The sequence below is a fragment of the Singulisphaera photorubra genome (assembly GCF_045290345.1).
Classification (GTDB): domain Bacteria; phylum Planctomycetota; class Planctomycetia; order Isosphaerales; family Isosphaeraceae; genus Singulisphaera.
In genome coordinates, this window is record NZ_CP155447.1 from 7,664,285 (window position 1) to 7,688,677 (window position 24,393).

A 24,393-nucleotide genomic window follows, 5' to 3' on the forward strand; every position below is an offset into this window, starting at 1 on the left:
CATCGAATAAGACGCGTTCCGAGGCGTCATTGCTTACGAGCCTCGCGGACGAGGTGGGGTAGTTCAGGGAGGATGATCTTGGTCATGGCCAATTGCACCGCGGCGCGTGAGCCGGGCATGACGAGCAAGACCATCCGTCCCATCAAGCCACCGACCGCGCGGCTCAGGATGCAGGCCGGCCCGATCTCGGCGTAGCTGAGCATCCGGAAGAGCTCGCCGTAGCCCGGGAGCGGCTTGCTGAGAAGGCTGCTGACCGTCTCGTAAGTGAGGTCACGCGGGCTGATCCCGGTTCCCCCGGTCACCAGCGTGGCGTGCAGTTCCTCACGAGCGGCGAACCATTGGAATCGCGGACGCATCGCCTCGGGCTCGTCGGGGACGATCTCACGCTCCAGGATCCGATGGCCCGCCGCCTCGGCCAGCGCAACGATCAAGGCCCCCGACGTGTCGGTCTCGCGGGTCCGTGTGTCCGAAACTGTTAAAACAGCGAGGTTAAGCGTTCCCAGGGCGTCGGCCCGATGCTCGGTGACGGCTTGGCTCATGCAATTTCCTCATGGGGCTTGGTGATGGCAGGTTGCCCAGCTTTCCAAATGAAAAGGGACGCTCGGCAGGTGATTGTCGTGAGCTTGTCGACCCTCGTAAAATAGCGAAGTCCACGGGTTTCACCGGCATTCCGGTGAGTCAGCGGGCAGGAGGTTCAGCACGCATGACCGGAATGCGATCGCTTTCGCGGTTTGGTGTCGCCCCCCTGCTCTTGGGCTTGGTCTTGCTGTTGTGGGGCGGAGCCGAGAGCTTTGCCGATCGAATCGTCCTCCGCGGAGGCGGAGAGATCCGGGGGAAGGTGGTCGCCGACCCGAGCCGACCTGATCGCGTGACCGTCTTGCTGGCGACCGGCAAAACCCCTCTGATCTTCGAGAAACCCAGGATTCTCCAGGTGATCGCCGAGCCGAGCGTCCTGGACGAGTATGTCGTCCGGCGTGGGAAGGTCGGTCCGGGGGCGGAATCGCAGTACGATTTCGGCCTTTGGTGCGAGTCGCAGAAGCTCGCCGACCTGGCCGAGTTCCATTATGAAGCGGCGGTCGCTCAGGACAAGTCGTTTGCCCCCGCGCACCAGAAACTCGGCCATACCCTGGTCGCCGATCGCTGGTTGAACGCCGATGAATTGCGCGAGTCACAGGGCCTGGTGCTCTATAAGGGGAAATGGGTCACGAAGGAGGATCGCGACGAACGCGAGGCCCAGTTGACGGCGGGAGCCGAACAGGCGTCCTGGGTCCGGCGGATCCGGTTGCTCCGGCAGACGATAGCCAACAGCTCGGAGGAGCGGGCTCGCCAGGCGGAACAACAGCTTTGTGAGATTCGCGACCCGGTGGCGATCGTTCCCCTGGTTCGCGTGCTCGGCCGCGACGAGGCGCCATTCCGGAGCCTACTCGATCGGGTTCTGGGCCTGATTCCTGGGCCCGAAGCGGCCGCCGCGCTGGTCAACCGGCTGCTGGCCGAGTCGGCCGCCGAGGTCCGCGAGGGCACCTTGGCGGAACTCGAAGTGAGGAGTGACGCGAATATCATCCCGAGCTTCGTCAAGTCGCTACGCTCGACCAACCCCCAGGTCGTCAACCGGGCGGCGTGGGCGTTAGTGAATCTCGGCGCGGTGGCGACCGTTCCCAAGCTCGTCCCCGCGTTGATTACGACACAGTATCAGATGGTCATGATTCCCGAGAGTAACGGTCCACCTCCCTCTGCGGGCGGACTCGGGTCGGTCGGCGTCCCGATCTACACCAACGGCAGCTCGGTCGGCTTTCTGACTCCCCCGGCGGTCGGGCCGGGAAGCGTTGCCTACGGCGCGACATCCGTCCCCGTGACACCGGACCTGGTCAGCTCGCTCACCGTCGGCAATGGGACCAATCACGGCAATCGAGGCCCCTTGTTCAAAATGATGGCGTATTCGTATCGGAACGTCGAGGTTCACGAGGCCCTGGTCGAAATGACAGGTCAAGACTTCGGTTACGACATTTCGAGCTGGCAGCGCTGGGTGACCAAATCGTTCCGCGCCGAGCCCACGCCGACCCGCCGGGTTCCTCAGCCGTGAAGCTTTGCCTTCCGCCGTGATCCATTCCGTGGGTGGACGGTCCATCGTGAACCTGAGAAACTGACGAGCCGGCCGCCTGGAGTCGGTGGGCCTCCCGTGCCCATCAAGCGGTCGAGTTGTCTCTCGCTTTCAGGGGAGTTTGTGGCCCCCGGGATTCCCGCAGCCGGTTTCCACGAAATCATCAGGCAAAGACTTCATGACCTCATCTCAGCTGCCTCGGATTGTGATTATCGGTGGAGGGTTTGGTGGCCTTTCCGCTGCGCAGGCGTTGCGGCGAGCCTCGGCACGGCTCATCCTGCTCGACCGGCAGAACCATCACCTGTTTCAGCCTCTGCTCTACCAGGTGGCCACCGCCGCGCTCAATCCCAGCGATATCGCTTCGCCAATCCGGCGGACCCTCCGACGCCAGAAGAACGCCGAAGTGCTGCTGGGCGAGGTGACTGGGATCAACCTCGAGACCAAGCAGGTCGTGCTCTCCGACGAATCGATCCCGTTCGACTACCTGATTGTCGCCACGGGAGCCACTCATTCGTACTTCGGGCACGATGAATGGGCCCCATTCGCCCCTGGTCTCAAAACGATTGATGATGCCCTGGAGATCCGCCGGCGGGTTTTGTTCGCCTTTGAGGCGGCCGAACGCGAACTCGACCCGACTCGGCGGCACGCCTGGCTGACGTTTGTGATCGTCGGAGCCGGGCCGACGGGGGTCGAGCTCGCCGGTGCCTTGTCGGAGATCGCCCATCACGCCTTGGCTCGCGACTTCAGGCATATCGACCCGACTCAGGCCAGGGTCATTTTGCTCGAGGGCTCGCCTCGAGTCCTCCCAAGCTACGTGGAGCCGCTCTCGGAAAAAGCACGCGAGCAGCTCGTGGCGATGGAGGTCGAGGTGCGTACGGGGCAGATGGTCACGGCCATTGATGCCGATGGAGTCAGCGTTGGCTCCGAACGGATCGAGTCCCGGACCGTGCTCTGGGCTGCCGGAGTCGCAGCCTCCCCGCTCGCCCGGTCGCTGGGGGTGCCGCTTGACCGCGCGGGCAGAGTCCGGGTGAATTCCGACCTGACGATTCCGGGGCGGGACGACGTGTATGTCGTGGGGGATCTGGCGAGTCTCGACCAGGACGGCAAGCCGATTCCAGGGGTTGCCCCCGCGGCGATGCAGGAGGCGATCCACGCCGCCAGGAACATCGAACGCTCGCTCCGAGGGCAAGGGCGACTGCCGTTCCGCTATCATGACAAGGGCTCGCTCGCCACGATCGGCCGCGCGGCCGCCGTCGCCGACCTCGGCTGGATCAGGCTTTCGGGGCTGGTCGCTTGGCTCGCCTGGCTCTTCATTCACGTGCTTTTCCTGATCGGGTTCCGCAACCGGTTCGTGGTCCTATTCGAGTGGGCCTGGTCCTACGTGACCTACGACCGTGGCGCTCGGCTGATCACGGGGCCGCCGGCCCGTTGGCAGGCGGCTGGAGCTGATGAGGATCGCGAGCCAGAGTCGATTGCGGGATCGGGAAAGAGTGTTGATGCTTGAGGAAACGCGTCGCAACCCAGAATTTGGGGGAATGTGAGTTCCCTCGCTTCTTGCTAAGGTGGGCATGACGCCGCATTTGCGAATTCGCTTGAGAGAGGGGAACGGGGGAGCGGACGCTGTCTGTTCACCCTCAGCCGCGGAACCGCGAATGGGTTGGGAAATCGAAGAGGGAAGGAACGCCGTGTCGGACGAGCAGCAGCGGGAGCGGGGGCGCATCCTCCGCGAGGTGAGGCAGCGGTTGGAGTCGCTCGGGCGCTCGGGGGTCGACCGGATTCCGACCCCGGTGATTCCGGATGTTGCGCCCTTCGTCTCGAGCTTGGCCGCGATGCCCGAGGCCCCGACAGCTCGCGTCGAAGTGGAGCCGGTCCGACAACCGCTCCCGACACCTGCTCCGACCCCCCGCGTTCAAGCGGAAGTCGAAGTCGAGCCGGTCCGCCGTCCGGTCACGGCGCCGAAACCTGCCCGGGCTCCGATTGTTCTCCCCCCCTCCTCACTCTTTGGCGCCTCCGAGCGAGCGAAAACGATCGTGCCACCGGCAGAGCGGCCGGCTCAGCTCGCCGCTCTGGCGGCCGAGGTGTCGGTCTGCCAGCGCTGTCCTCACCTGGCGGCTTCCCGGACTCAAACCGTCTTCGGCTCCGGCTCGCCGACGGCCCGGCTGATGTTCATCGGTGAGGCTCCGGGGGCTGACGAAGACCGGACCGGCGAGCCATTCGTGGGGCGTGCGGGGATGTTGCTGACGGATATGATCACGAAGGGTATGGGACTTCAGCGCTCCGAGGTCTACATCGCCAATATCCTCAAGTCACGTCCGCCCGAGAACCGTGACCCCACTCCCGAAGAGATCGCTCACTGTCTCCCTTATCTCGATCGCCAGATCGAGATCGTCCGCCCCGAGTTCCTCTGTCTGCTCGGTCGAATCGCTGCGCAGAGCCTGCTGGAGACCGCACTCTCGTTGGGCCGGCTCCGCGGAAAGTGGCATCGCTGTCGGGGTGTGCTGACGATGGTGACCTATCACCCCTCGTATCTGCTGCGCGCCCCAGCGAGCAAGAAGGATGCCTGGGACGACCTGCAGATGCTTATGAAACAGATGGGCTTGAACCTTCCAACCCGAGAGAAACGATGATTCCGGCGGAGATCGCAGCCCTGGCGACCTCAGCGAATGGTTATGATTTTCTGCAATGATCTGATCGGGATGACCGTGGTGTTCAAGGGCTTGACCACAATTCCAAGGAAGTCCATATTTGCCGGCTGAGTTTGACGGAGAAGTAGTACCCTCTTGCCGGATCGACCTGCGAGCCGTTAAGTTTGGGACTCGATGCGCGACGAAACCAGCCGCGATTAAGATCGCCGTATGACTTTGGGGTTCAGGAGGCTTCCGCCAGTGCCAGATACGCTCGACGAACTGCTGACTCGCGCCAAGGAGATTCGCAAGGACATCCTCAAGATGACGACCGAGGCTGGCTCGGGGCACCCGAGCAGCTCGATGTCGGCTGCTGAATTCGTCACGGCGCTCTATTTTGGCGGCTTCCTGCGCTATGACGCGAAGAACCCCCAGTGGGCCGATCGAGACCGGTTCATTCTTTCGAAGGGCCATGCCGCGCCGGTGCTCTACTCCGCAATGGCTGAGGCGGGCTACTTCCCCAAAGAAGACCTCATGACCCTGCGGAAACTGGGCAGCCCGCTTGAGGGGCACCCCAACATGGTTCGCCTCCCCGGCATTGAAGCTTCGACCGGTTCGCTCGGGCAGGGACTGTCGCTCGGCGTGGGCCACGCCTTGGCCGCTCGGGTCGACAAGAAGGATTACCACACCTACGTCATGACAGGCGACGGTGAACTTGGCGAAGGGCAAGTCTGGGAGGCCGCCGCGTCGGCCGCGAAGTACAAGCTCGACAACCTGACCCTGATCGTCGACCGCAACCACTTTCAGCAGACCGGCGCGGCCGAAGACGTCCTGAACATGGACCCGATCGACGGTAAGTTCGCCGCCTTCGGCTGGAAGACACAGGTCGTCAATGGCAACGACATGGGCGAGGTCGTCAAGTCGCTCGAACGCGCCCGCGCCGAGAAGGGCCAGCCCACCTGCATCGTTTCCTTGACCCACAAGGGACAGGGCATGTTGAAGTTGCTGGCCAAGCTGGGAGACCTCAACTTCCACGGCAAGCCGATGCCGGCCAAGAACCTCGACGAGGCCCTGGCTGAAGTTGCCTCCTCCTGAACGACTTCAGTGGGCAAAAGACCAAGACGTGGGCGTCTTGTCGGTGATTGCGGAAACAAAAAATTAAAAAAAAGGTGGGCTTTGCCTACCTCATGCATAACTCGTCGGCCGCGGCTCTGACGCGTAACCCCCGACGAGAGGATCGATCGAAGACATCCGGGAAAGGTGCCGACGACAATGGCTGGAGCATCCTCCGCAGTGCAGTCGAAACGCGAACTGGGCAAGGCGACACGCGACGCTTTCGGGCGCGCCCTGGAGGCCCTGGGGGCCGAGCATACCGACCTTGTCGTCGTAGACGCTGACGTCAGCAACTCCACCCGGACCGAGTGGTTTGGCAAGAAATACCCTGATCGGTTCTTCAATATTGGGATCGCCGAGAGCAACCTGGTCGGGGTTGCCGGTGGTCTGGCCAGCGCGGGCAAAATGAGCCTGATCGCCAGCTTCGCGGCCTTCGTCACCTGCAACGCCTACGATCAGCTCCGGATGTCGGTCGCCTACCCCCGCCTGAACGTCAAGGTGGTCGGCAGCCATGCCGGCATCTCGATCGGTGAGGATGGCGCCTCGCAGATGGGGATCGAGGACGTCTCGCTGACCTGCTCGCTGCCTGGTTTCGTGGTGATCGTGCCGGCCGACGACGTGTCGACCCAGGCGGCGACCGCGGCGATGCTACAGCACCAGGGGCCGGTCTACCTCCGGGTCGGTCGCCCCGAGGTTCCTCGCATCTACCCCGAGGGCCAGGTCCCGTTCACGATCGGTAAGGCCAACCAGCTCCGCCAGGGGACCGACGTCACCCTGATCGCCAACGGCCTCATGGTCGCGCCCACGCTCGACGCCGCCGAGGCTCTGGCCGCTGAGGGAATCAACGCCCGCGTCCTCGACATGCACACCGTCAAGCCGATCGATCTCGACGCCCTCCGCTCTGCGGCCGAGGAGACTGGCGCCTTGGTCGTCGCCGAAGAGCATCTGGCGCACGGTGGCCTGGGTAGTGTGGTCGCCATGAACGTCGCCGCGATCAAGCCGGTGCCGATTCGCTACGTCAACCTGGGCGACCAGTTCGGCGAGAGCGGTTCCCCCGACGCCCTGATCGAGAAGTTCGGCATGACGGCCGCCAACGTCATCAAGGCCGCCAAAGCCGCGGTCGCCGCCAAGCAAAGCTAAGGTAAGGCAGAGACTCAGGTTCGAGCCGGCTAACCACGTCGGCTCGGCCCCTCTCGTCTTTCGCTGTGGATCAGAGGCAGAAATATCGCGGGTTTCCTGAATCCAATGGGAACCCAACTTTCATCAGGAGTTCCCCACCATCGCAAAACGTAAACCGCCCAGTAGCCGTCCCGAGCGTCAGCTCGATGAGACCGCCAAGGCCATCGCCCGCTCCCGTGAGATCACGGGACCCGATAAGTCACAAGAACTCCCGAGGAGCCCTGGGAGTGAACCGCAGTCGATGTCGAGCCGGAGCGCTCGCTCCAAGGGACATCTGAAGACCAGCGGTCCGATCGTCGCGCCGTCGACCAAGCGACCGAAAGCCCCCGGCGGCTGAGCCGACGGTTCCCCTCTTTTCTCGCTTCCCTGGGACCGCGGGCGCCCTGCCCGCTCTTCCAGGGAAATGGCGAGTTCCCCAATTCTCGCCCTGGCCCATCCGGCAACTCCTGAAGATCATCGGGGAGGCCAAGCGGCATTCCTCCCGCTGGACTTGCCCGAAACCAAGTGGGCCGTCCGTCCCACCCCTTCCAGTGTCGGCTCAAGCTTCGCCGATCCCGTTTTCCGCGACTTCTGTGCGATCGGCCATGGCGTCAACGTGGGGCCAACGATTCCGATCGGGTGGGCCGTGCCCACCCGACCGGAAAAATCTGAACCTGACCGCTGTTCAATCATAAATTTGAACCGAGGCTACAAGCCTCGGCTCATCGTGACGGTCGTTCCTCCAATGGCGGTGAGCCGACGCTGCCCCGCGATCAACTCACGTTCACAACTTGCTTGTCGTTGTGCTCCGCGGCAGACACAAACTCGATGGTTCCGGTGGCGACGTCGTAGATCGTCCCGACGATGGCGATTTGCCCGTCCTGAACGAGGCCGTTGAGCGTCGGGCTCTCCTGAAGAATCTCCTCGACCACTCGCGCAACGTTGCGACGGGCCACGCCATTGACGAACGTCTCCTTCTCGGAGGGGGACATGGCCGTGAACTTCTCGAGGGAGAGCGGATCGATCGATTTCTGAATGTCGCGAACGATAAATTCGAGGTGCTCACACCCCGTGCTGCTCGGGGCGGTCTCGGGGGTGGAGGCGAGGTTGACGGCGGCCGTCACGGCGCCGCAACGCGTATGCCCGAGGACCAGGATCAGCTTCGCCCCGGCGACGGCACAGCCATATTCGATGCTGCCCATGACCTTCCGGCTCGTGATGTTTCCCGCGATCCGGACGCTGAAGATGTCACCCACTCCCAGGTCGAAAAGCAACTCGGCGGGCGTCCGTGAGTCGATGCAACTGACCACGACGGCCATGGGGTGTTGACCGCTAGCCGTGGCAATCACCTGGCTCGTGAGGTCGCGGGTCAGCCGTCGACCGGTCCGGAACCGCTCGTGCCCTTCTTTGAGATGGTCGAGGACCTGTTGTGGAGTCAGCGAGGTCTGGAGCTGACGCGTGGTGTGATCCACATACTGCGTCTGATCTTGCAATTCGTACTTGGTCCGGAACCCGCGCAGACTCACCTCCACGCCGCGAGCCGGTGCGATTTGCTCCTTGAATTCCCGGATCAGGCTCAGCACATCCGGGTCAAAATAGTCCGTATTGTGGGCATCGAGCAGGATGTGGCCGCCGCGGGGGACTTCATTCAGAGCCCGGGCCAAGGCGGCCCGGTTGAGGAAGCTGACCTGACTGGCCAACTCGATCCGGATGACGTCGCCCCCCAGGTGCTTCTCCACGGTCCGACGTAGCGGCCGGCGCACGTTGCTGCTGAGGATGAAGGCGGTGCTCACTCCAAGCCCGATCAGGATGCCAGTCAGCGGGTCAGTCAGGACGATGGAAATGATCGTGATCGCAAACGGAAGGAACTGGTTGCGCCCCTGGTTCCACATCTGCCGGATGAGCGTCGGACTGGCCAGTTTGACGCCCGTGACCAGGAGGATCGCCGCCAGGCAGGACAATGGGATCAGGTTCAACCAGTTGGGCAGGAGCGTGACGCTGACCAGCAACAAGATGCCATGGACGATCGTCGCAAACCTCGTCCCACTTCCGGAGTTGAGGCTCACGGAGCTGCGGACGACCACCGCGGTTACCGGAAGTCCGCCAATCAGCCCGGAGGCTACGTTGCCGATTCCCTGGGCCCAGAGTTCCCGGCTCGGGGGTGAGATCCGTTTCTGCGGATCGAGCTTGTCCACCGCCTCCAGGTTCAGGAGTGTTTCCAGTGAGGCCACGGCGGCAAGGGTCAGGGCGGCGACGTAGATCGCCGGGTTCGCCCACTGGGAGAAGTCGGGGTGCTGGAGGTACTGGCCGTATTCCGCCAGGCTACTCGCCACCGGGACCTGGACGAGGTGACTCGCCCCGATGACCCACCGCCCGCCGAGTTGTCGGAAGAGTAGGTTGAGCACGATGCCCAGGATGACCACGATCAAGGCCATGGGAAGCCCCGATTTTCTCAGACGCTCCCACTTGCTCCAGGCGACCAGCAACGCAATCGAGAGGAAACCGATGGCGGCTGAACCGGGATGAACATTCCCGAGCAATTCACCGAGCTCGGAAATCGTGTTCTCATGATTCCGTTGGAAAAAGGCCAGATTCCCCTGTGGGTCGGGGTCGTGGCCTAGCACGTGAGGGATTTGTTTCAGGATGAGGATCACACCGATGGCGGCCAGCAGGCCTTTGATCACGCTGGTGGGGAAGAAGGCCGCGAGGAACCCGGCCTGAGAGATCCCCAGCGCAATCTGGATCAAACCGGCGATGACCATCGCCATCAGGAAGGTCTGGAACGACCCGAGTGAAGCAATCTGGGCCGCCACGACGGCTGTCAGGCCGGCGGCGGGGCCGCTCACGCTACTCTGCGACCCGCTCAGCATTCCCACGACGATGCCGCCGACAATCCCGGCCAGTACGCCGGAGAACAACGGGGCATTCGACGCCAACGCCACTCCCAAACATAATGGAAGGGCGACGAGGAACACGACCGATCCCGCAGCGAGATCGCGAGTTAGAGCCGACGGAGTTGAATCCATACTGGAAGACATAGAGGCCTCTTTGTGGGGGGGAGAGGATTACTCTCCGGCATTTTAACGTTTTCGGGTGATCCGTCCCCCCCTTTTTCTCTGCGGTGTGAAGCCTCCTTGGCCTTTCCGTTGGAACTTTCACCACGGAACGGATTCCTCGCGTCGGCCCTTGGGTTGCCTCCAGGGCAGCGGTCGGGCCTTCTCGTCATGAAGGGGTCGGGAGTTGCACGGGGGGCGAATCACGAGGCAAAGTGATCGTCACGAGGAGAGAGGCATCCTCGATTCCTCGGACCGAGTGGAGCTGATCACCCTGGACGTAGAGCAGTTGACCCGCATCCAGTTCGTGAGTGATGCCGTCGGTCGTGAACGCGATCCGGCCTTCCAGGCAGTGGACCGTGATCGCTCCCCGGGTCTTGTGGGGGGGGATCACCTTGTCTCGAGGGATGATGAGCCGGATGACCTCGAGGTTCTCGCTCTTGATCAGGGTGGTCGTCTTCGTGCCGGTGAGTGCCGAGCCGAGCGGGCGGACGTTGATGACCTCGCCCGGTTGCGCGTGGGGAATCGCCATGACCATCGCTCCTTTTTTTTTTCGCGTCTCCACCGCTGATCGCCAGCGGCGCGGGATCGCTCATTGTGATCCAGGGGAGTCGAACGGCCTTCAGCGGACCGCTCGCTTCCCCTTCATTGATGGGTAAATGTGCACGTTTACCGAGCCAGCTCAGGGAGCGCTTGGTCCGTCGTCGGCCGATCGGACCGGCCCGCGGCATCCTGCTCTCCCGTGATCGACCACCCGGTCTTGAGGCCGACCACGAACCAGCCCAGGGCAAACAGACCGGCGGCGAAGATCGTGTCACCGACAACTCGCATCCAGCGGAGCGAGTGCATCGTCGGCGTCTGCATGAATTCCGCGGAGCGAGCGTACCAGGTACCGTGCTCGACGCTCGCCCAGGTCTGCAATAGCCCGACCGGCAGCAAACTCAGAAGCACCATCAGCGCCAGGCCCGCGTTGATCGCCCAGAAGGCGAAGGCCAAGCTCCTGGTCTTCCAGACATGGCGAGTCGTCAGCCCCTTCAGACAGAAGAGCATCAGGCCGATGCCGAGCATGCCGTAAACCCCGAACAGCGCGGTGTGGCCATGCACGGCCGTCGTGTTCAGACCCTGCATGTAATAGAGGGCGAGCGGCGGGTTGATCAGGAAGCCGAACAGCCCAGCGCCTACGAAGTTCCAAAACGCGACTGCGACGAAGAAGAGGATCGGCCACCTGTAAGCCCCCACCCACGGCCGCACTCGACTCAAAGTCAGGTTCTCATACGCCTCGAATCCGATCAGGACCAAGGGAACCACCTCCAGCGAGCTGAATGTTGCCCCCAGCGCCAGGATACCCGTTGGGGTGCCGGCGAAGTAGATGTGGTGGAACGTCCCGATGATCCCGCCGGTCAAGAAGACGGTCGTCGAGAACAGGACCGCCGCAGTGGCGGTGGCCGTTCGGAGCAAGCCCATCCGTGTGAACAGGAACGCGATCACGACGGTGGCGAAGACCTCGAAAAAGCCCTCGACCCAGAGGTGGACCACCCACCATCGCCAATATTCGGCGATCGCCAGGTTCGTCTGCCGATGCCAGAACAGACCCGGAACATAGAACAGCGGGATGGCGGCCGAGGCGAGCAGGAAGAGCGCCAGCAGGTGCCGGTTCTCCCCCGACCGGAAGGCGGGCCACATCGCTCGGACCATGAGGAGTAACCAGAGGAACAGGCCGACTGTCAGGAAGAGCTGCCAGAACCGGCCCAGGTCGACGTATTCGTAGCCCTGATGCCCGAACCAGAAGTTCATTTCGAGGCCCATTCGCTGCCGGGTGGCGTACCACTGGCCCACCATCGAGCCGACGACGATGATCAGCAAGCAAACGAACAGGAAGTTGACTCCCAGCCGCTGGAATTTTGGCTCGTGGCCTGAGATCGCCGGAGCCATGAAGAGGCCGGTGGCCAGCCAGGCGGTGGCGATCCAGAAGATCGCCAGTTGGGTGTGCCAGGTACGGGTCACCGCATAGGGGAGCCACTCGGCGAGCGGGAAGCCGTAGAAGCCCGAACCCTCCACACCGTAGTGGGCCGTCAGGATCCCACAGCCGATCTGGACGAGAATCAGGGCCATGACGACCCAGAAGTATTTCAAGGTCGCCCGCATCGAAGGCGTCGGCCGGAATGCCAGCAACGGGTCCTGGTCCGGCAACTCATGACTGTCGTCCGGCTTCCCGCGCTGAACGGCGAAGTACCACGCCAGGGTTCCGATGCCCGCCAGGAGAACTACGAAGCTGATCAACGACCAGATGACGATTGTTCCGGACGGCCGGTTATCGATCAACGATTCGGACGGCCAATTATTTGTGTACGTGATATCGCCGCCAGGCCGGTTGGTCGCGCAGACCCAGGAGGCCCAGAAGAAGAAGTTGTTGAGCTGCTGCATGCGTTGTGGGTCGCGGATCGCGTTCGCCGGGATCGCGTAAGCATCACGCAGTTTGTCGGACTCAGGATCATTGCCGAACAGCGAAGCGTAGTGCTTGCCGACGGTCTGGATCGCCTGGGCCCGTAACGGAGAGATAACCAGATCTCCGGTTTTCGGGTCGTACGTATTGGGGCGGATCTCGTTTTTCAGGCGGGCCTTCAACGCCGCCTGGTTCTCGTCCGTCAGCGCGGTGAAGGGCTTGCCGTGATCGGCCTGGGCCCAGTGGTCGAGCAGCCAGGTTGCCTCCCGGTGCAGCCAGTCGGCCGACCAGTCGGGCGCGACATAGGCGCCGTGGCCCCAGACGGTGCCTACCTCCTGGCCTCCCATCGACTGCCAGACATTCTGGCCGTCCTTGATATCTTGGCCCGTGAATTGAACTTGCCCGTCGCTCGTGACGACCCGATCGGGGATCGGGGGGGCCATCCGGTAGACTTCACGCCCGTAGTAGCCGAGCACCGCGAAGGACGCGGCGATCACGGCTCCCAGGCCGACCCAGAGCTTGGTGTACCGGATGGTCGGATGGCGTTCTTGAGAGGGAATGCCATCCGAGGTCGCTCGCAACTCATCGTTATTGTCGTCCATCGTCCTCGTCGTCTCCTCACGATGCGCGCACCGGGATCCGCTCAGGCCGAATCCGCCTGTCACGCCCGCTACGCAATTTCGATGCTCCGAGGCCTTTCCAAGAGCCAACTCGGAGTGCTCCGCGTCATCGTTCTGCACGCGGAGTCGGTGGATCTCACCGCACGAGGCGAAGTCGCATGGAGGCGGACTTACACCGGGGATTCCCGGTTTGCCGTCGCCCCATCGACCAGTCTCAGGCTCTTGGTCAATCCGTCTCGCATCCGCTGGGCGCGGACGAGGAACGCCTCGGCCTCCTCCGGCGGGCAGAGGTCGTGCACCGTCGCCTCGAACAACGCGATCCAGCGGTCGAAATGCCCTTCACGGAGCTCGTCGATCAAGCGGTGCCGCTCCACCGGCCTGCCGGAATAACGCCCCGTCCTTAGCAGGGCCGCCGACCAGAAATCGATCATCCGACCGAGATGGTTTTCCCAGTCGTGGATGTGGGCCTCGAACACCGGTCCGAGTTGCCCGTCCCGTCGCGCCCGCAGGTAGAATTCCACGACAACATCGTGGATCCGCCCTTCCGTGATCCCCGCGGCATCCGGATGCGGGATCCCGACCGCTTCCGTCAGCGAGAGCCGATAGGCACGTTGCGGGGCCGGTTCACCCGTCGCTTGAACGCTCGATGGGCGTTCCATGTGTCGATCCTTTGTGTTTTTTTGTTTCCAATCAAAAGGACGCGATCAGCGAACCGCAGGCGGCTACGTCGCCCGCTTCCACGAGTCCGGCAGATCGGTCTTGGTCTCACGGAGGATTTCCAGGATCGCCGTGCGATCCTCCAGAGAGAGTTGGGGGTCGTCCTTCCCGGTCCCTTGGCCGTTGAGGATCTTCCAGAGCCGTCCATAAATGAGACTTTTGACCTCCCGAGGGAGGGAATCGAACGCTCGAGAATCGATCAGATAGCTACAAGGGTAGCGGAATAGACGCGTCTTGAGGTCGAGGTCGCGAAGGGATCGGCCCTTCGAGTCGCGGCGCCCGCGGCTGACGAAGTCGGACGCGAACGACGAGGTCCCTTCGATCCGGTCCGTCAGTTCGATTTCATCGCGGAAGAGCAGATACGGGATGACTGCCTCGGCGACGTTGCGGATCCGCGACTGAGCGCTTTCGGACGGCTCGTCGATCGGCTGGCCAAGCGCCTTGTTGAGCTCGCTCTGATAGTGCATCGCCATCCGCGTTTCCATCCCGGCGCGAGCCAGTCGGTTGAGCATGCCGACCTGGTGTTCGAGCACCATCAACGCCACGATGTCGCTATGCGGCGTCGGATACAACGAGGTTGGGAACCGGCCCTTCAAGTCGACGACGTTGACTCCCTTGTCATTCTCGAGCTTCTCCGGGCGCCTTGGCCCTTGGCTGATCATGTTCCCCATATGCTTCTGCCGCCCGCTGGTGCCGGTCACGTACCAGCCGCCCCAACGCTCGGGGAGCGGGCTCGTGTGGTCGGTCCGGAACGATCCGCTGGCCAGGAGTGGCTGCCCTTCCCGGTCCACGTAGAGCGAGCGGACGAGGTGGCCGGGAATTCCCTGGTTCGACGAAGAGCTGTGACAGAGCAGGCACGACTCGGTCTGTCGTTCCAGGACCACCTTCTCCTCACGTTCCTGGTCGAGCGTGTAGAAGGTCGTCCCGATCGCTTCATCCACCGCCGAGATTTCAATGACCTGGCCACTGACGCAAAAACCAACCATTACGTCATCATTAAAGTAAATGGCGCGAGGCGTTCTGGGGGAGATCCGCTGGCGTTGCATGCTCGTCTTCGAGAAGACGAGCACTTGCGACGACTCGGGCACATCCAGCTCGCGGAGCAAGGATTGCAAGTAGCCTTGGGCCGGCTCGAACGCGAGCTTTGTGTCCCCTTTGGCGATCCGATCCTGGAGCTTTGCGACCACATTCCGAGGCGTCGCCGCACCATAATTGATCGGATCGCGCTCGATATCCTGGCCGGAGACCGTTGTAGCCGTCCAGGCTGCCAATCCGATCAGGACGGCACCGAGTCTTTTCCCCGGTCGGTCGTCTGCGCCCGGGCGCGCTGAGGGGAGACAAGAGTCTGCCATGGAACCGCCTCTTCGAGACTCTGAGAGGAGGGCGCGACCCGCTCCACATTGAGATCAAGGGGTCGCGAACCATTGCCCTCGGCAACGGTTGATCTTAAAGCTGTATTCTGAATCCATATTATAGTGGTCGCGCCTTTTGTCAATCGGCCTCTGGCAGATCCGCCCTCCGCGCGGCTTCACGCCATTATTGGTTCGGGCGGATCCCAGGCCGAAAGTTCACTTGGAGTCGGGAGCACAGACCCCGGTTGTTTGGCCATTGCCCCGGGGTTCGAGTTTCCAGCGGCACAGCGTCGAGCGACGCGTGGGGCAATCTCTCGACGCTTGGTTCCTCGCACGATTTCCCGGCGCGTTGCTTCGGGAAGTGTCGGGCAATGGGGCAGGTTGGCGTTGTCCTGATTGCTTTCAGGCCAGGACTCATCGACGGGGTCTCGAGGCGCGGGCGACCCTTGGGATCTCAGCGCGATTCGGCATGGTCAAAGGTCGGCCAGGGTGGGTTGCCGCCCAGTTTCGTGGCCAGGTCGCTGGCCCACCGCCAGGGCTCCGGCGACGTCCCCACCAGCCGTACGGTGCGGGGGTAGAGCAACGCCAACGCTTGCGGCATGCCCAGGACCCGGGAAAGGTTCAGGAACGCTGGGCCGTCGCGCACGGTGACCGGCGGCGAGTCGAGCGTGACCTGTGCGACGCCGGGCTCGAACACGGCCGTCCAGAGGGCCAGGGCCGCCGCCTGGCCCCGTCCGACGAGTTCCACCGGGGCGTTGCCCAGCTCGGGGACGGTCCGCAGGGCCGCCAGGGCGCGACGCACGTCCCAGATCTGCATCCCCTCCAGGGTCTGGCCCAGGAGAGGGAACCGGCGGCGGATGTGCAGACCCATCTTCACGGCCTGCTCGTTTTTCTCGTCCCAGCCCGTGGGACCGACCCCGCGCGGAGCAATGATGGCCAGTGCGCTCCCCTGCTCCACGGAACGAAGGATCTCGGTCCATTCCGCCCCTTGGGGGGGCTGGAAGGTTTCCTCTTGCGCCTTCGCCAGCCAGGACCATCGCGCCCGCCATGCGGTCTCGTCGGCGACCACGAGCGTCAGTGGATCGGGCTGTTCGCGACCCGGTTTGGCGGCCGTGATCAGCCAGGTGGTCAACCGGACCCCAGGCTGCGACGTGTAGTCAAACACGCGAATGCGGATGGGATCGCGGTTGAGGTCCGCCACTCGCTTCAGATCGAGCGCGGGCGTCTCGTCCTCGCTGGGCCAGCCCGCAAAGACTTTCGCTCGCAGTTGCCCCATCCAGCGATCGCGGGTTGATTCCCAGGCTGCCGGCGAGGCCGGGACGGGAGGGGTAACGAACTCGGGGAGGAACGTTTCATGGATGGTGTCGTTGCGGTTGCCCGGCGGGACCTCGCCCGGTTTGAGCACCTTCAGGTCTTCGATCGCGACCTTGCGATCGGGTTCCTCGATCGGCCCTTCCTGGCCCTTCAGCCACTTGTTGAAGAAGGCGAACGAGGGATGTCGGATCTCGGTCGAATCGATATGCCCCCCTGCCCCGATCACCAGGCCAAGCCGGTCCGATGCGCCGTACCAACGGTAGACTTGCTCCAGGTGTCCATAGATTCGCCGAACCCCATCCTCGGGGAAGATCGGGTCCTTGTCCGTGTTCTCGAAGAGCAATGGCCGGGGCGCTGTCAGAGCGGCGACGAGCGGGAAATCCCATCGATACAGGTTCACGAAATACATGCAGTCGCAGTGACCCTTGATGACCCCGTCGACGACGTGGTCGGTCAAGTCGGTGATACCGGCCACAGGCGCCACGGCCGCGACCCGATCGTCGATGGCGGCGAGCCACCAGGAAGTTGCGCCGCCCCCTGAACGCCCGGTCATGCCGATCCGGGTCGGGTCCACCTCGGGGCGTGAGGTCAGGTAGTCGATGACGCGCACGCCATTCCAGGCCTCGATCCCGGCCGGGGTGTATCCGCGCGAGATCCACCACCACATCCCGAGGTGGTGCGTCCCATGGTGCAGGCCCGGCAATTCGCCAAGCTGGAGCGTGTCGACGACCAGGCAGACGTACCCGTTGGCCGCGTACCAGGCGGCGTGGTGCTGGTAGTGAGCCTTGCAGCCGTAAATCAGGCCATTTTTCACGACCCCGCCGTGTCCGCAGACGTACAGGATCGCGGGCAATGGGCGGGTTACGACCTTCGGCCGGTAGAGGTTCCCCGTCACGAACAGGCCCGGGGCCGACTGAAAGTGGATCTTTTCGATCACGAAGTCAGGGCGTTCCACAACGCCGGTGATTTTGGCGTTCAGATCCGTTTTCTCGGGCATCGGATCGAGTCCGAGCATCTCTCGGCATTGTCGCTGGAGTTCAGGTCGGCTCGCCTTCCATCGCTCGGCCGAGTCGATCCCCAATAGGGGCCGGGCCGCGAGCCGCTCGGTCTCAATGCGGAAGTATTCGGCCAACGGCTCGGCACTCCGGCCCGACGAGGCCGTCCCGAACAAGGCCAAACCCAACAGGACCCATCCGCCGATCGTTCGCGTTGCCATGCGCCTTGACCCTCGATGCGTCTTCGTCGTCGTCAGCGTCGATCGCTGGCGAACGTTCAACTGACCCGATTGGGGGGAGATTGAGGCAAAGGTGAAATGTGTTCAGACGTTGCCTTTGGCTTTTTCCTCGATCCGGGCGAGGTAGCTTGAGACCATGTGGTGGTCGATCCGGTCCTTGAGGCAGTTCCAGAGGTCGTCCATGGGGAGGGTGTCCGGGTTGCCGTTCTGGACGGAACGTTCCGAGAGTTCCTTGAGGGCGGCTTCGGCGTCAGTGCCTGAACCGCCCAGAAGCTGTTCGGCGAGGCAGTGGGTGTAGGTGTTGGTGATGAGGCTGATCGTCGGCAGCTTGGGGACGATGTCCATCGCATCGACATAGCGGAAGATTTTGCCGGGGAACTCACGTTTGAAGGCCTCGGCCGCTGCGTTGTTGCCCACCATCGGGGCGCCGAAGGTGCAGATCTCATGGACCTGGATGAACTGTTGCTGGAACCGCCAGGCCGCCATGAGGGCGAGCGCCCCGCCGAGACTGTGCCCGGTGATCCAGAGCGGTCGCTCCTTGGTCTTCATTGCGGTGTCGACCGCGAGATAGAGGGGATCCCAGAACTCGGCCAGGGCTTCGATAAAGCCTTTATGGAATCGGGCGCCGACGCCCGCGGCGGCGAAATCGGTTCCGAGTTGGCCTTCCGGCAGGACCAAGAAGTTGTTCGCGTTCGTGACGAGCCAGTCCTTGAACCCGTCGATCGTGTCGGGCGACTCCGACCCTCGAAACGCGACCACGATCGATCTGTCATTCTGGCCCACATAGGCTTGCGTGTTGCTCACGGTGATCAACCGGGCATCGAGCCCAAGCTTCTCCCGAAAACCAGGTGCGCCTTGTGCCTCGGGGGCGTAAGCCAGTTCGCACGCCGTCAGGAGGTAGGCCGCGCTCGCGAGGTCACCGGCCTTATCTTCGACGAGTTGTAAGCTCATTGCATCACCCTACGTCCTGGTTTCGCGTCTTTCCATGCCCGCACCGCCTCGCGGGTCACCGCCGTCCCGCGCAAATCGAGTTGCTTCAAGGTCTCGGAGGTCGCCAGGACATCCCGGAACCCGGCATCGGTGACTCCGGTGTCGCGGAGCCGGAGTGTTTCGAGCGAGGGGAGTCCTTGAAGGGCTGCCAGGCCCAGGTCCGTGACCTTCGTTCCATTCAGATCAAGTTCCCGGAGTCGCGACATCCCCTTCACATAGGACAGAGTCGCGTCGGTCACGTCGGGATTGGCCATCTGGAGAATGACCGTGGCGGGCTTTCGGGTCAACACGGAGTAATCTTTCCGGTCCCAACCCGTGAGCGTGAGATGCAACTCGCCGCCAACCTGCTTTTCTCGAGGGCCCAGGTCGATCGGGATCAGCCGGACGTAGAGCGGAGGTCCGGCGACGAGTACGCCACCGACGAGCATGAGCCCGATCGGGATCAGCGCCTTCTTCGTGTAGGAGAACATGAATGCCAGCGCGGCCGGCGGGAAGAGCATCACGCCGAAGCCCCAACGCATCCTGACGCGAAACGCCACCACCAAGAGGGCAAGCCACCCGATGATTGCGAGTCCGATTCCCATCAAGAATAAATAGGGAAAGAAATCTTCAAGGGACACGGCAGTGGGCCTCGCGGGGAGGTGGCTGTCAAACGTCTCTAGCGATTGTAACGACCGGTGGGCGGTTCCGAGAGCCTGAAGCCCCGATCATTTTGGAACCGTTTGCCGAGGGTCAGAAACCCGTCGGAATCCCAGAGCAGCAGCTTGATGCGATCACCACGCCGATTCCGGCGAACGCCTTACGCATCATCACGCATGGCATCGCGACCCGCCGACCCTGAAGAGGGGGAGCAAAATTTCAATCCCCTAGTTTTGGCAGGATCGATTTGCCCACTTTCCACGCGGCCCTCTGCAATAGGCCCCGGTCTTTCTTCGCCAAGCCGGTGACTTCGCCGTCAATCCCGACGGGATTTTCCTGGAACAACGCGGCAAGGAAGACCGCCGCCGCCAGGTACGATCCCGCAAGCGTGGGATGACTCTGGTCCGGGTCGTGCAAAACGGGCTGGTCGTGGTTGCCGAGAAAGCTCTGCCAGGCCAGTCCGACCGGAACGACCAGCGCGCCCAGCTCTCGGCCGATGCTGGTGTATGCCTCCGTGATCGCTTGCTGAGACTCTGGCGCATGCTGGCGTGCCCAGGTCATGTAGAGAACCGTCTTCGCACCCGCGTGCTTGATCGCTTCATCGAAGAGTCGAACGTTCTCGTGCATTCGCCTGGCGTTCTTGATCGGCAGCGTACTTTGCTCCTGGAGGACGACATCGTCATATTGGCCTTCTGCGATCGCCTTCGCCGCTTCGCCCGCGTTCCAGTGTGTGCGAAGCGATGCGCCGCCGCCACTGATCAGGCGGTGCTGGAACTGCTTGCCCCGCGCCGCCGCCAGTTGCGTGAGCAGGCCGGGGAGATCGTTGCGCGCGGTAAAGCTATTGCCGATGAAAAGTATCTTCCGCGGCGCCAGGTCTCGCATGTCATTGGCCATGTTGCCCTCCTTGAAATCGATCTCCTTCGATCGAATTGAACCGGGAAACGAGAGAGCGTTTCGGCCTCGGTTCCCGCATTCGCCTGGTGATCAAATCGTGAACTGAGTGGAAATGGATGCGTGAGATTGGCATTCAGTGCCGGCGGACCCTGGTCACTGGCGGGTTTCCGACACTTCGATCAGTCCGTTGCAGAGTCCTCAAAAGGCCGCTTTAAAGCGTCGGGGATCGCGGGCGTTCCTCCCGGCTGGGAGCAGACAAAGGCGGCGACTTCATTGGCGTGGCTGTTGATCGCGTCGAGTGAGCGGTCGGCCAGGAGCCCGACCACCAGACAGGCGGTGAAGGCGTCGCCGGCGCCGATGGTATCGCTTACCTCGGCGGGCCGTCCCGGGTGGTCGGACCACTGCCCGTCGGCTAGGAGCAGGCTGCCGTTGACTCCGCGCGTCAGGGCCACCAGCGAGAGACTGAAGCGCCTTGCCAGTTCCTCCATCGCCTCGCGAACGCCCGCGGGGAGGTCGAACATCGCAGCAAGCTCGGGCAACTCGCTATCGTTCAGTTTGAGGACGTCGGCCAGTTCCAGCGACTCGGCGATCACGTCGCGGTCGATGAACGGGGCTCGGAGGTTCACGTCGAAGACACGGATCGCGCCGGGACGGGCGGCCGAGACCAGCGAGCGGATCGCCTGGCGAGCGGATTCGCTCCGCTGGGCGAGGCTGCCGAAGTAGACGGCGTCGGCTTCTCGGGCCGCGGCGAGGTCGGCCTCGTCGGCTGCGATCCGGTCCCAGGCGACATGCTCATGGATCGTGAAACGAGGTTGTCCGTCCGCGGACAGGGTGACGGTGACCGTCCCTGTCGGCCAGGTGGGGTCGACCTGGACCATCTCGGTCGGTAATCCCAGGAGCCGGAATCGTTCCAGCACTTGCCGGCCGAGATCGTCATCGCCGACCCGCGTCACCAGCCGCGCGAGGGCGCCGAGGGAGCGGCAGTGAAAGGTGAAGTTGGCGGGAGCCCCACCGAGTTGCTTGCCCGTCGGCAGCAAGTCCCAGAGCACTTCGCCGACGGCAAGAATCTTGCAACTCATGGCCCGGCCTCGCGTCCTTTTGTCTGTTGGTCGTATCCGGATATGAATCGGCATTAACCCACGCCGGACCTGCCCGAGCGTGACGCTTTGCGGCGTTCCCTGAAGCAATTCCCGACCACTTACGGCTTGGTCTGGAAGGTCCGTTCGCATCAACGGACGCGGGTTGCTCGGGCACATCCTACTCCCGGATGGAGAGCCGCCGCAACACCGGCCACCTGATGGTCCCACTGTGTGGTCGGTGAACGATCTGGTTGTGGACGACCCCCATCTGGCCGTTGAGGAACATCGAGCCGGCCTGTCTCACCATCGGGAATGCCGAGAGGATCTGCTGAGCTCCCCGGGCTGAGGGGTGCTGCCGTCGCCGACCAGTCCGGCGGCGGTGATGGGGTGGCGGGCCGAAGCTTCTCCTGCCAAGCTTCGTTCCCTCCACCACGGATCATTGCGAGTCCCGCCTTACTCGTCGCCTGAAGGGCCGTACATCCCTGGGACTGGGATGTCGTTCAACCGCAGGTAAACACAGAGTGCCGCCCGGTGATGAATCGTGTGATTGATCACCATGCTCCGAATGACGGTGGCACGAGGCATGGTCAGGATCGGCTTGCCTTGAGAAAGCAGTGACCACTGGACCGCGAAGGCTTCGTCTGGTGTGGACGCGAGGGCTTCACGGGCTTCCGCGACGTTCTTGTCGAAAATCTCGAGAAGCTGTTGGCGGCTGGTCGCCTTCGGGGCCTGGTATGGCTCGCCCCCCCTCGGGATTGATATCCCAGGACTCGAACCGCAAGGTGCCCGGGACCCAACCCGGAATCTCCGCCAGATGCGCACCCACCCAGCCGATCGTGTTGGATTTGGGGTGGGCTTTCCAGTCGAGCTTGTCGTCGGGAATGCGCTCGAGAACCTTCCGTGTGTTGGCCATCTCCTGTTCGAATTCGGGCAGAATCGCTTTGCCGAAGCTCATAGTCCCCTCCTTTGAAGTTACGAGTAGGTGCGATCATCGTCAGCAGCCCGGCAACCTTGCCGGCTCTCGGTGTACCATGTTCTGATGGCTGCAAATGATCGAAACCAACCAAGACTGCGGGCAGATTGCCCGCAGTCCCTGAGCACGCAGCCGAATCGGAGACCGTTCTCGTTCTCAGTCGGCGAACGTCTACGATTGGCGACTTGTTTCATTGAGTAGCCAGGAAGCTGAGCGACTGACGGGATCACAAAATGGGCGCCGAGGGAGCGGAACTCCTGCTCGATTTTGGTGAGTCTCGCCTGGAGTTCCGGGGCGGGAAGTGTGGCGACCTCCTCGGCCGAGAGTCCGAGGGCGTTGCCGGTTTGCGTCACCGCTAGAGTCAATGCCCCTGCGTTCAAGCCGGCTTCGATGCCGACGACCGTATCATCCACCACCAAGACCGAGTTCATCGAGGCGACCCCGAGGAGTTCGGCGGCCCGCCGGTTCATCCAAGGGTCGGGCCGGCCAGCCGGGCCGTCGTCGGAACAGACGATGACGTCCGGGGTGTAGCCGCCTCGGGCCGCGATGGGAGCGACCACCTCCATCAAGGTCCGGGTGTAGCCGGTCGTCGACCCGATTTTCAGGCCACGCGCGCGAAGCGCGGCGATCGCTTGCGGAATTCCGGGAATCACGTCCGATCCCTGGGCGAGCGTCGCTTTCTGGAGCGGCAGGAAATCGTCGTACATCGCCTGCACGTCCGCGTCCGCTGGGTCCTGCCCGTAGCGCTGCCGCCACTCCGCGGCGACTCGCGGCAAGGCTGCCACCGCGGCGATGTGATCGCGTTTGGCTCGCCCCATCGGACCTCGAGCTTCCGCGACGGTGATCTCGATGCCTCGACGTCTGAAGATCTCAAGAAAGACTTGCGTTGGAGCACGGCTGCCGTAGTCGATGGTCGTGCCCGCCCAGTCGAGTATCACGGCGTTCAGTGAATGCAGATCCGCGCGGTTCATGACCAACGTCTCCAATCGATTTCAGCAAGGCCAAAGGCCATGGTCATCCCTGCGCCGCCCGTTCCCGTACGGACGAACACGCCAGGCAAGGGCTCGGCGGTAAACAAGGGCGCAGAGGGATGCTTTGCGTAGATCCCGTGCCAGTGTTCAGCGATGGTCCAGTCGGGAACCCGAAGGATCGCCCGCAATTCTCGGAGGATGAGCTCGTCGATCCTGGTCTTGTCGAACGGCTCGATGTCGGCGTCATACTCGTGCGAATCACCAAGAATCAAGCAACCTTCATTATTCTGGGAAACCATGACATGAATGCCATAGCGGTCGAGTTCCGGGGTTTCGGTTGCAATCCGCGCTTTCACCGCGGCGAGACTGGGGCAGATCTCAAAGTTGCGATAATGGCGCAACGTGAGACCGCTCGCAAGGTGCGGACCAAGCCGCCAACCCGCAGCCTGAGGACGCGTCTTCAGCATTTGCAGCTTGCAGAGTTTCAGGCCAGACTGGGCCAGGACGTCCGGGAACAAGGTTGCGAGGTCGGAACCGCCGCAGACGATCACCCGGTCGAGACCCCAATGACGACCGTCTGCGCTCGTCACTGATCCCGAGTCAACGTCTGTGATCGCCGTCCGCATTGCGAACTGGACCCCGTACGTCTTCGAGAGCCAGTCAGGGAGGCTACGGACGATCGCGGCCGGGTTGACGCATAACTCGGTCGGACTATAAAGGCCTCCCTTCAGGCCGTCTGGATTCGCGGCGGGCGTGCGCTCGATCACCTCGTCCGCGGAGAGCAGCGTGCAATCAAAATCAAGGCTCGGCGCGAGCGTATGGAATTCCTGGAGCACGCTCCATTCGTCGTCACGATGGGCCAGGTGAATCGAGCCGCAGGGATTCACCCAGAAGTTCGCGGCGCTGGCGAGCGCGAGCCAACGCTCTCGACTCCTGAGCGCGACGTCGTGCCATTCGCCGGCCGGTTGACCGATCGGCCAGACCATGCCGAAGTTCCGGATCGATGCGCCGCTGGCCTGACTTGATCGCTCGAAAACAGTGACACGATGCCCACGTTCGGCGGCCGACCACGCCTGCGCCAGTCCGACAATTCCTGCTCCAATCACGCCCACTTCCATCGA

Annotated in this window: 21 protein-coding genes; 5 read left to right on the top strand and 16 right to left on the bottom strand. The window is 63.0% G+C overall.

Features of this window, described 5'->3' with window-relative positions:
- Nucleotides 1-26: 26 nt before the first annotated feature.
- Nucleotides 27-539 carry a MogA/MoaB family molybdenum cofactor biosynthesis protein gene (locus V5E97_RS28805; protein WP_406695011.1) on the bottom strand — a complete coding sequence of 171 codons (513 nt, stop codon included), beginning with the start codon at nucleotides 537-539 and terminating at the stop codon, nucleotides 27-29.
- Nucleotides 540-703: 164 nt separating this feature from the next.
- Here V5E97_RS28805 and V5E97_RS28810 point away from each other — a divergent pair, with 164 nt between their 5' ends.
- The 5 genes from V5E97_RS28810 (at nucleotide 704) to V5E97_RS28830 (ending at nucleotide 6,975) form a co-directional block, all read left to right on the top strand.
- Nucleotides 704-2,080 carry a HEAT repeat domain-containing protein gene (locus tag V5E97_RS28810; protein WP_406695012.1) on the top strand — a complete coding sequence of 459 codons (1,377 nt, stop codon included), beginning with the start codon at nucleotides 704-706 and terminating at the stop codon, nucleotides 2,078-2,080.
- 196 nt (nucleotides 2,081-2,276) lie between these two features.
- Nucleotides 2,277-3,602: an NAD(P)/FAD-dependent oxidoreductase gene (locus tag V5E97_RS28815; RefSeq protein ID WP_406695013.1), complete on the top strand. Its 1,326-nt coding sequence runs from the start codon at nucleotides 2,277-2,279 to the stop codon at nucleotides 3,600-3,602.
- Nucleotides 3,603-3,750: 148 nt separating this feature from the next.
- Nucleotides 3,751-4,725 (top strand): uracil-DNA glycosylase family protein, encoded by a 975-nt coding sequence (locus tag V5E97_RS28820; RefSeq protein WP_406695014.1) that lies wholly within the window; start codon nucleotides 3,751-3,753, stop codon nucleotides 4,723-4,725.
- Between the two features lie 258 nt (nucleotides 4,726-4,983).
- Complete coding sequence (locus V5E97_RS28825; RefSeq protein WP_406695015.1) at nucleotides 4,984-5,817, top strand: transketolase; 834 nt, start codon at nucleotides 4,984-4,986, stop codon at nucleotides 5,815-5,817.
- Between the two features lie 177 nt (nucleotides 5,818-5,994).
- Nucleotides 5,995-6,975: a transketolase family protein gene (locus V5E97_RS28830; RefSeq protein WP_406695016.1), complete on the top strand. Its 981-nt coding sequence runs from the start codon at nucleotides 5,995-5,997 to the stop codon at nucleotides 6,973-6,975.
- Nucleotides 6,976-7,766: 791 nt separating this feature from the next.
- Here the strand turns inward: V5E97_RS28830 and V5E97_RS28835 are convergent.
- The 15 genes from V5E97_RS28835 to V5E97_RS28905 all read right to left on the bottom strand — a co-directional run bounded on the left by V5E97_RS28835 (nucleotide 7,767) and on the right by V5E97_RS28905 (nucleotide 24,390).
- Nucleotides 7,767-10,031 carry a bifunctional SulP family inorganic anion transporter/carbonic anhydrase gene (locus V5E97_RS28835; protein ID WP_406695017.1) on the bottom strand — a complete coding sequence of 755 codons (2,265 nt, stop codon included), beginning with the start codon at nucleotides 10,029-10,031 and terminating at the stop codon, nucleotides 7,767-7,769.
- A gap of 184 nt (nucleotides 10,032-10,215) precedes the next feature.
- Nucleotides 10,216-10,578 carry a cupin domain-containing protein gene (locus V5E97_RS28840; RefSeq protein WP_406695018.1) on the bottom strand — a complete coding sequence of 121 codons (363 nt, stop codon included), beginning with the start codon at nucleotides 10,576-10,578 and terminating at the stop codon, nucleotides 10,216-10,218.
- A 137-nt stretch (nucleotides 10,579-10,715) separates the two neighbouring features.
- A complete protein-coding gene (locus V5E97_RS28845) occupies nucleotides 10,716-13,022 on the bottom strand; it encodes a nitric-oxide reductase large subunit (protein ID WP_406701233.1) in 2,307 nt (768 codons plus the stop codon).
- A 257-nt stretch (nucleotides 13,023-13,279) separates the two neighbouring features.
- Nucleotides 13,280-13,768 carry a group III truncated hemoglobin gene (locus V5E97_RS28850; protein WP_406695019.1) on the bottom strand — a complete coding sequence of 163 codons (489 nt, stop codon included), beginning with the start codon at nucleotides 13,766-13,768 and terminating at the stop codon, nucleotides 13,280-13,282.
- Between the two features lie 63 nt (nucleotides 13,769-13,831).
- A complete protein-coding gene (locus V5E97_RS28855; protein WP_406695020.1) occupies nucleotides 13,832-15,178 on the bottom strand; it encodes a hypothetical protein in 1,347 nt (448 codons plus the stop codon).
- A gap of 454 nt (nucleotides 15,179-15,632) precedes the next feature.
- Complete coding sequence (locus V5E97_RS28860; RefSeq protein WP_406695021.1) at nucleotides 15,633-17,708, bottom strand: alpha/beta hydrolase; 2,076 nt, start codon at nucleotides 17,706-17,708, stop codon at nucleotides 15,633-15,635.
- Between the two features lie 102 nt (nucleotides 17,709-17,810).
- A complete protein-coding gene (locus V5E97_RS28865; RefSeq protein ID WP_406695022.1) occupies nucleotides 17,811-18,677 on the bottom strand; it encodes a lipase family protein in 867 nt (288 codons plus the stop codon).
- Nucleotides 18,674-19,336 carry a leucine-rich repeat domain-containing protein gene (locus V5E97_RS28870; RefSeq protein WP_406695023.1) on the bottom strand — a complete coding sequence of 221 codons (663 nt, stop codon included), beginning with the start codon at nucleotides 19,334-19,336 and terminating at the stop codon, nucleotides 18,674-18,676. Before V5E97_RS28870 ends, V5E97_RS28865 begins: the two co-directional genes overlap by 4 nt.
- Before the next feature lie 38 nt (nucleotides 19,337-19,374).
- Nucleotides 19,375-19,485 carry a hypothetical protein gene (locus tag V5E97_RS28875; protein ID WP_406701234.1) on the bottom strand — a complete coding sequence of 37 codons (111 nt, stop codon included), beginning with the start codon at nucleotides 19,483-19,485 and terminating at the stop codon, nucleotides 19,375-19,377.
- Nucleotides 19,486-19,574: 89 nt separating this feature from the next.
- Nucleotides 19,575-20,249, bottom strand: coding sequence for an SGNH/GDSL hydrolase family protein (locus V5E97_RS28880; RefSeq protein ID WP_406695024.1), 675 nt, complete (start codon nucleotides 20,247-20,249; stop codon nucleotides 19,575-19,577).
- A 179-nt stretch (nucleotides 20,250-20,428) separates the two neighbouring features.
- Nucleotides 20,429-21,328 (bottom strand): carbohydrate kinase family protein, encoded by a 900-nt coding sequence (locus V5E97_RS28885; RefSeq protein WP_406695025.1) that lies wholly within the window; start codon nucleotides 21,326-21,328, stop codon nucleotides 20,429-20,431.
- 453 nt (nucleotides 21,329-21,781) lie between these two features.
- Complete coding sequence (locus tag V5E97_RS28890) at nucleotides 21,782-21,913, bottom strand: DinB family protein (RefSeq protein ID WP_406695026.1); 132 nt, start codon at nucleotides 21,911-21,913, stop codon at nucleotides 21,782-21,784.
- Nucleotides 21,914-21,989: 76 nt separating this feature from the next.
- On the bottom strand, nucleotides 21,990-22,283 hold the full coding sequence (locus V5E97_RS28895; RefSeq protein WP_406695027.1) for a DinB family protein: 294 nt from the start codon (nucleotides 22,281-22,283) through the stop codon (nucleotides 21,990-21,992).
- Nucleotides 22,284-22,300: 17 nt separating this feature from the next.
- Entirely contained in the window at nucleotides 22,301-23,272 is a 972-nt protein-coding gene (gene phnX / locus V5E97_RS28900) for a phosphonoacetaldehyde hydrolase (RefSeq protein WP_406695028.1), read from the bottom strand.
- Nucleotides 23,269-24,390: a TIGR03364 family FAD-dependent oxidoreductase gene (locus tag V5E97_RS28905; RefSeq protein ID WP_406695029.1), complete on the bottom strand. Its 1,122-nt coding sequence runs from the start codon at nucleotides 24,388-24,390 to the stop codon at nucleotides 23,269-23,271. The genes phnX and V5E97_RS28905 overlap by 4 nt, the downstream gene beginning before the upstream one ends.
- Nucleotides 24,391-24,393: the final 3 nt, after the last annotated feature.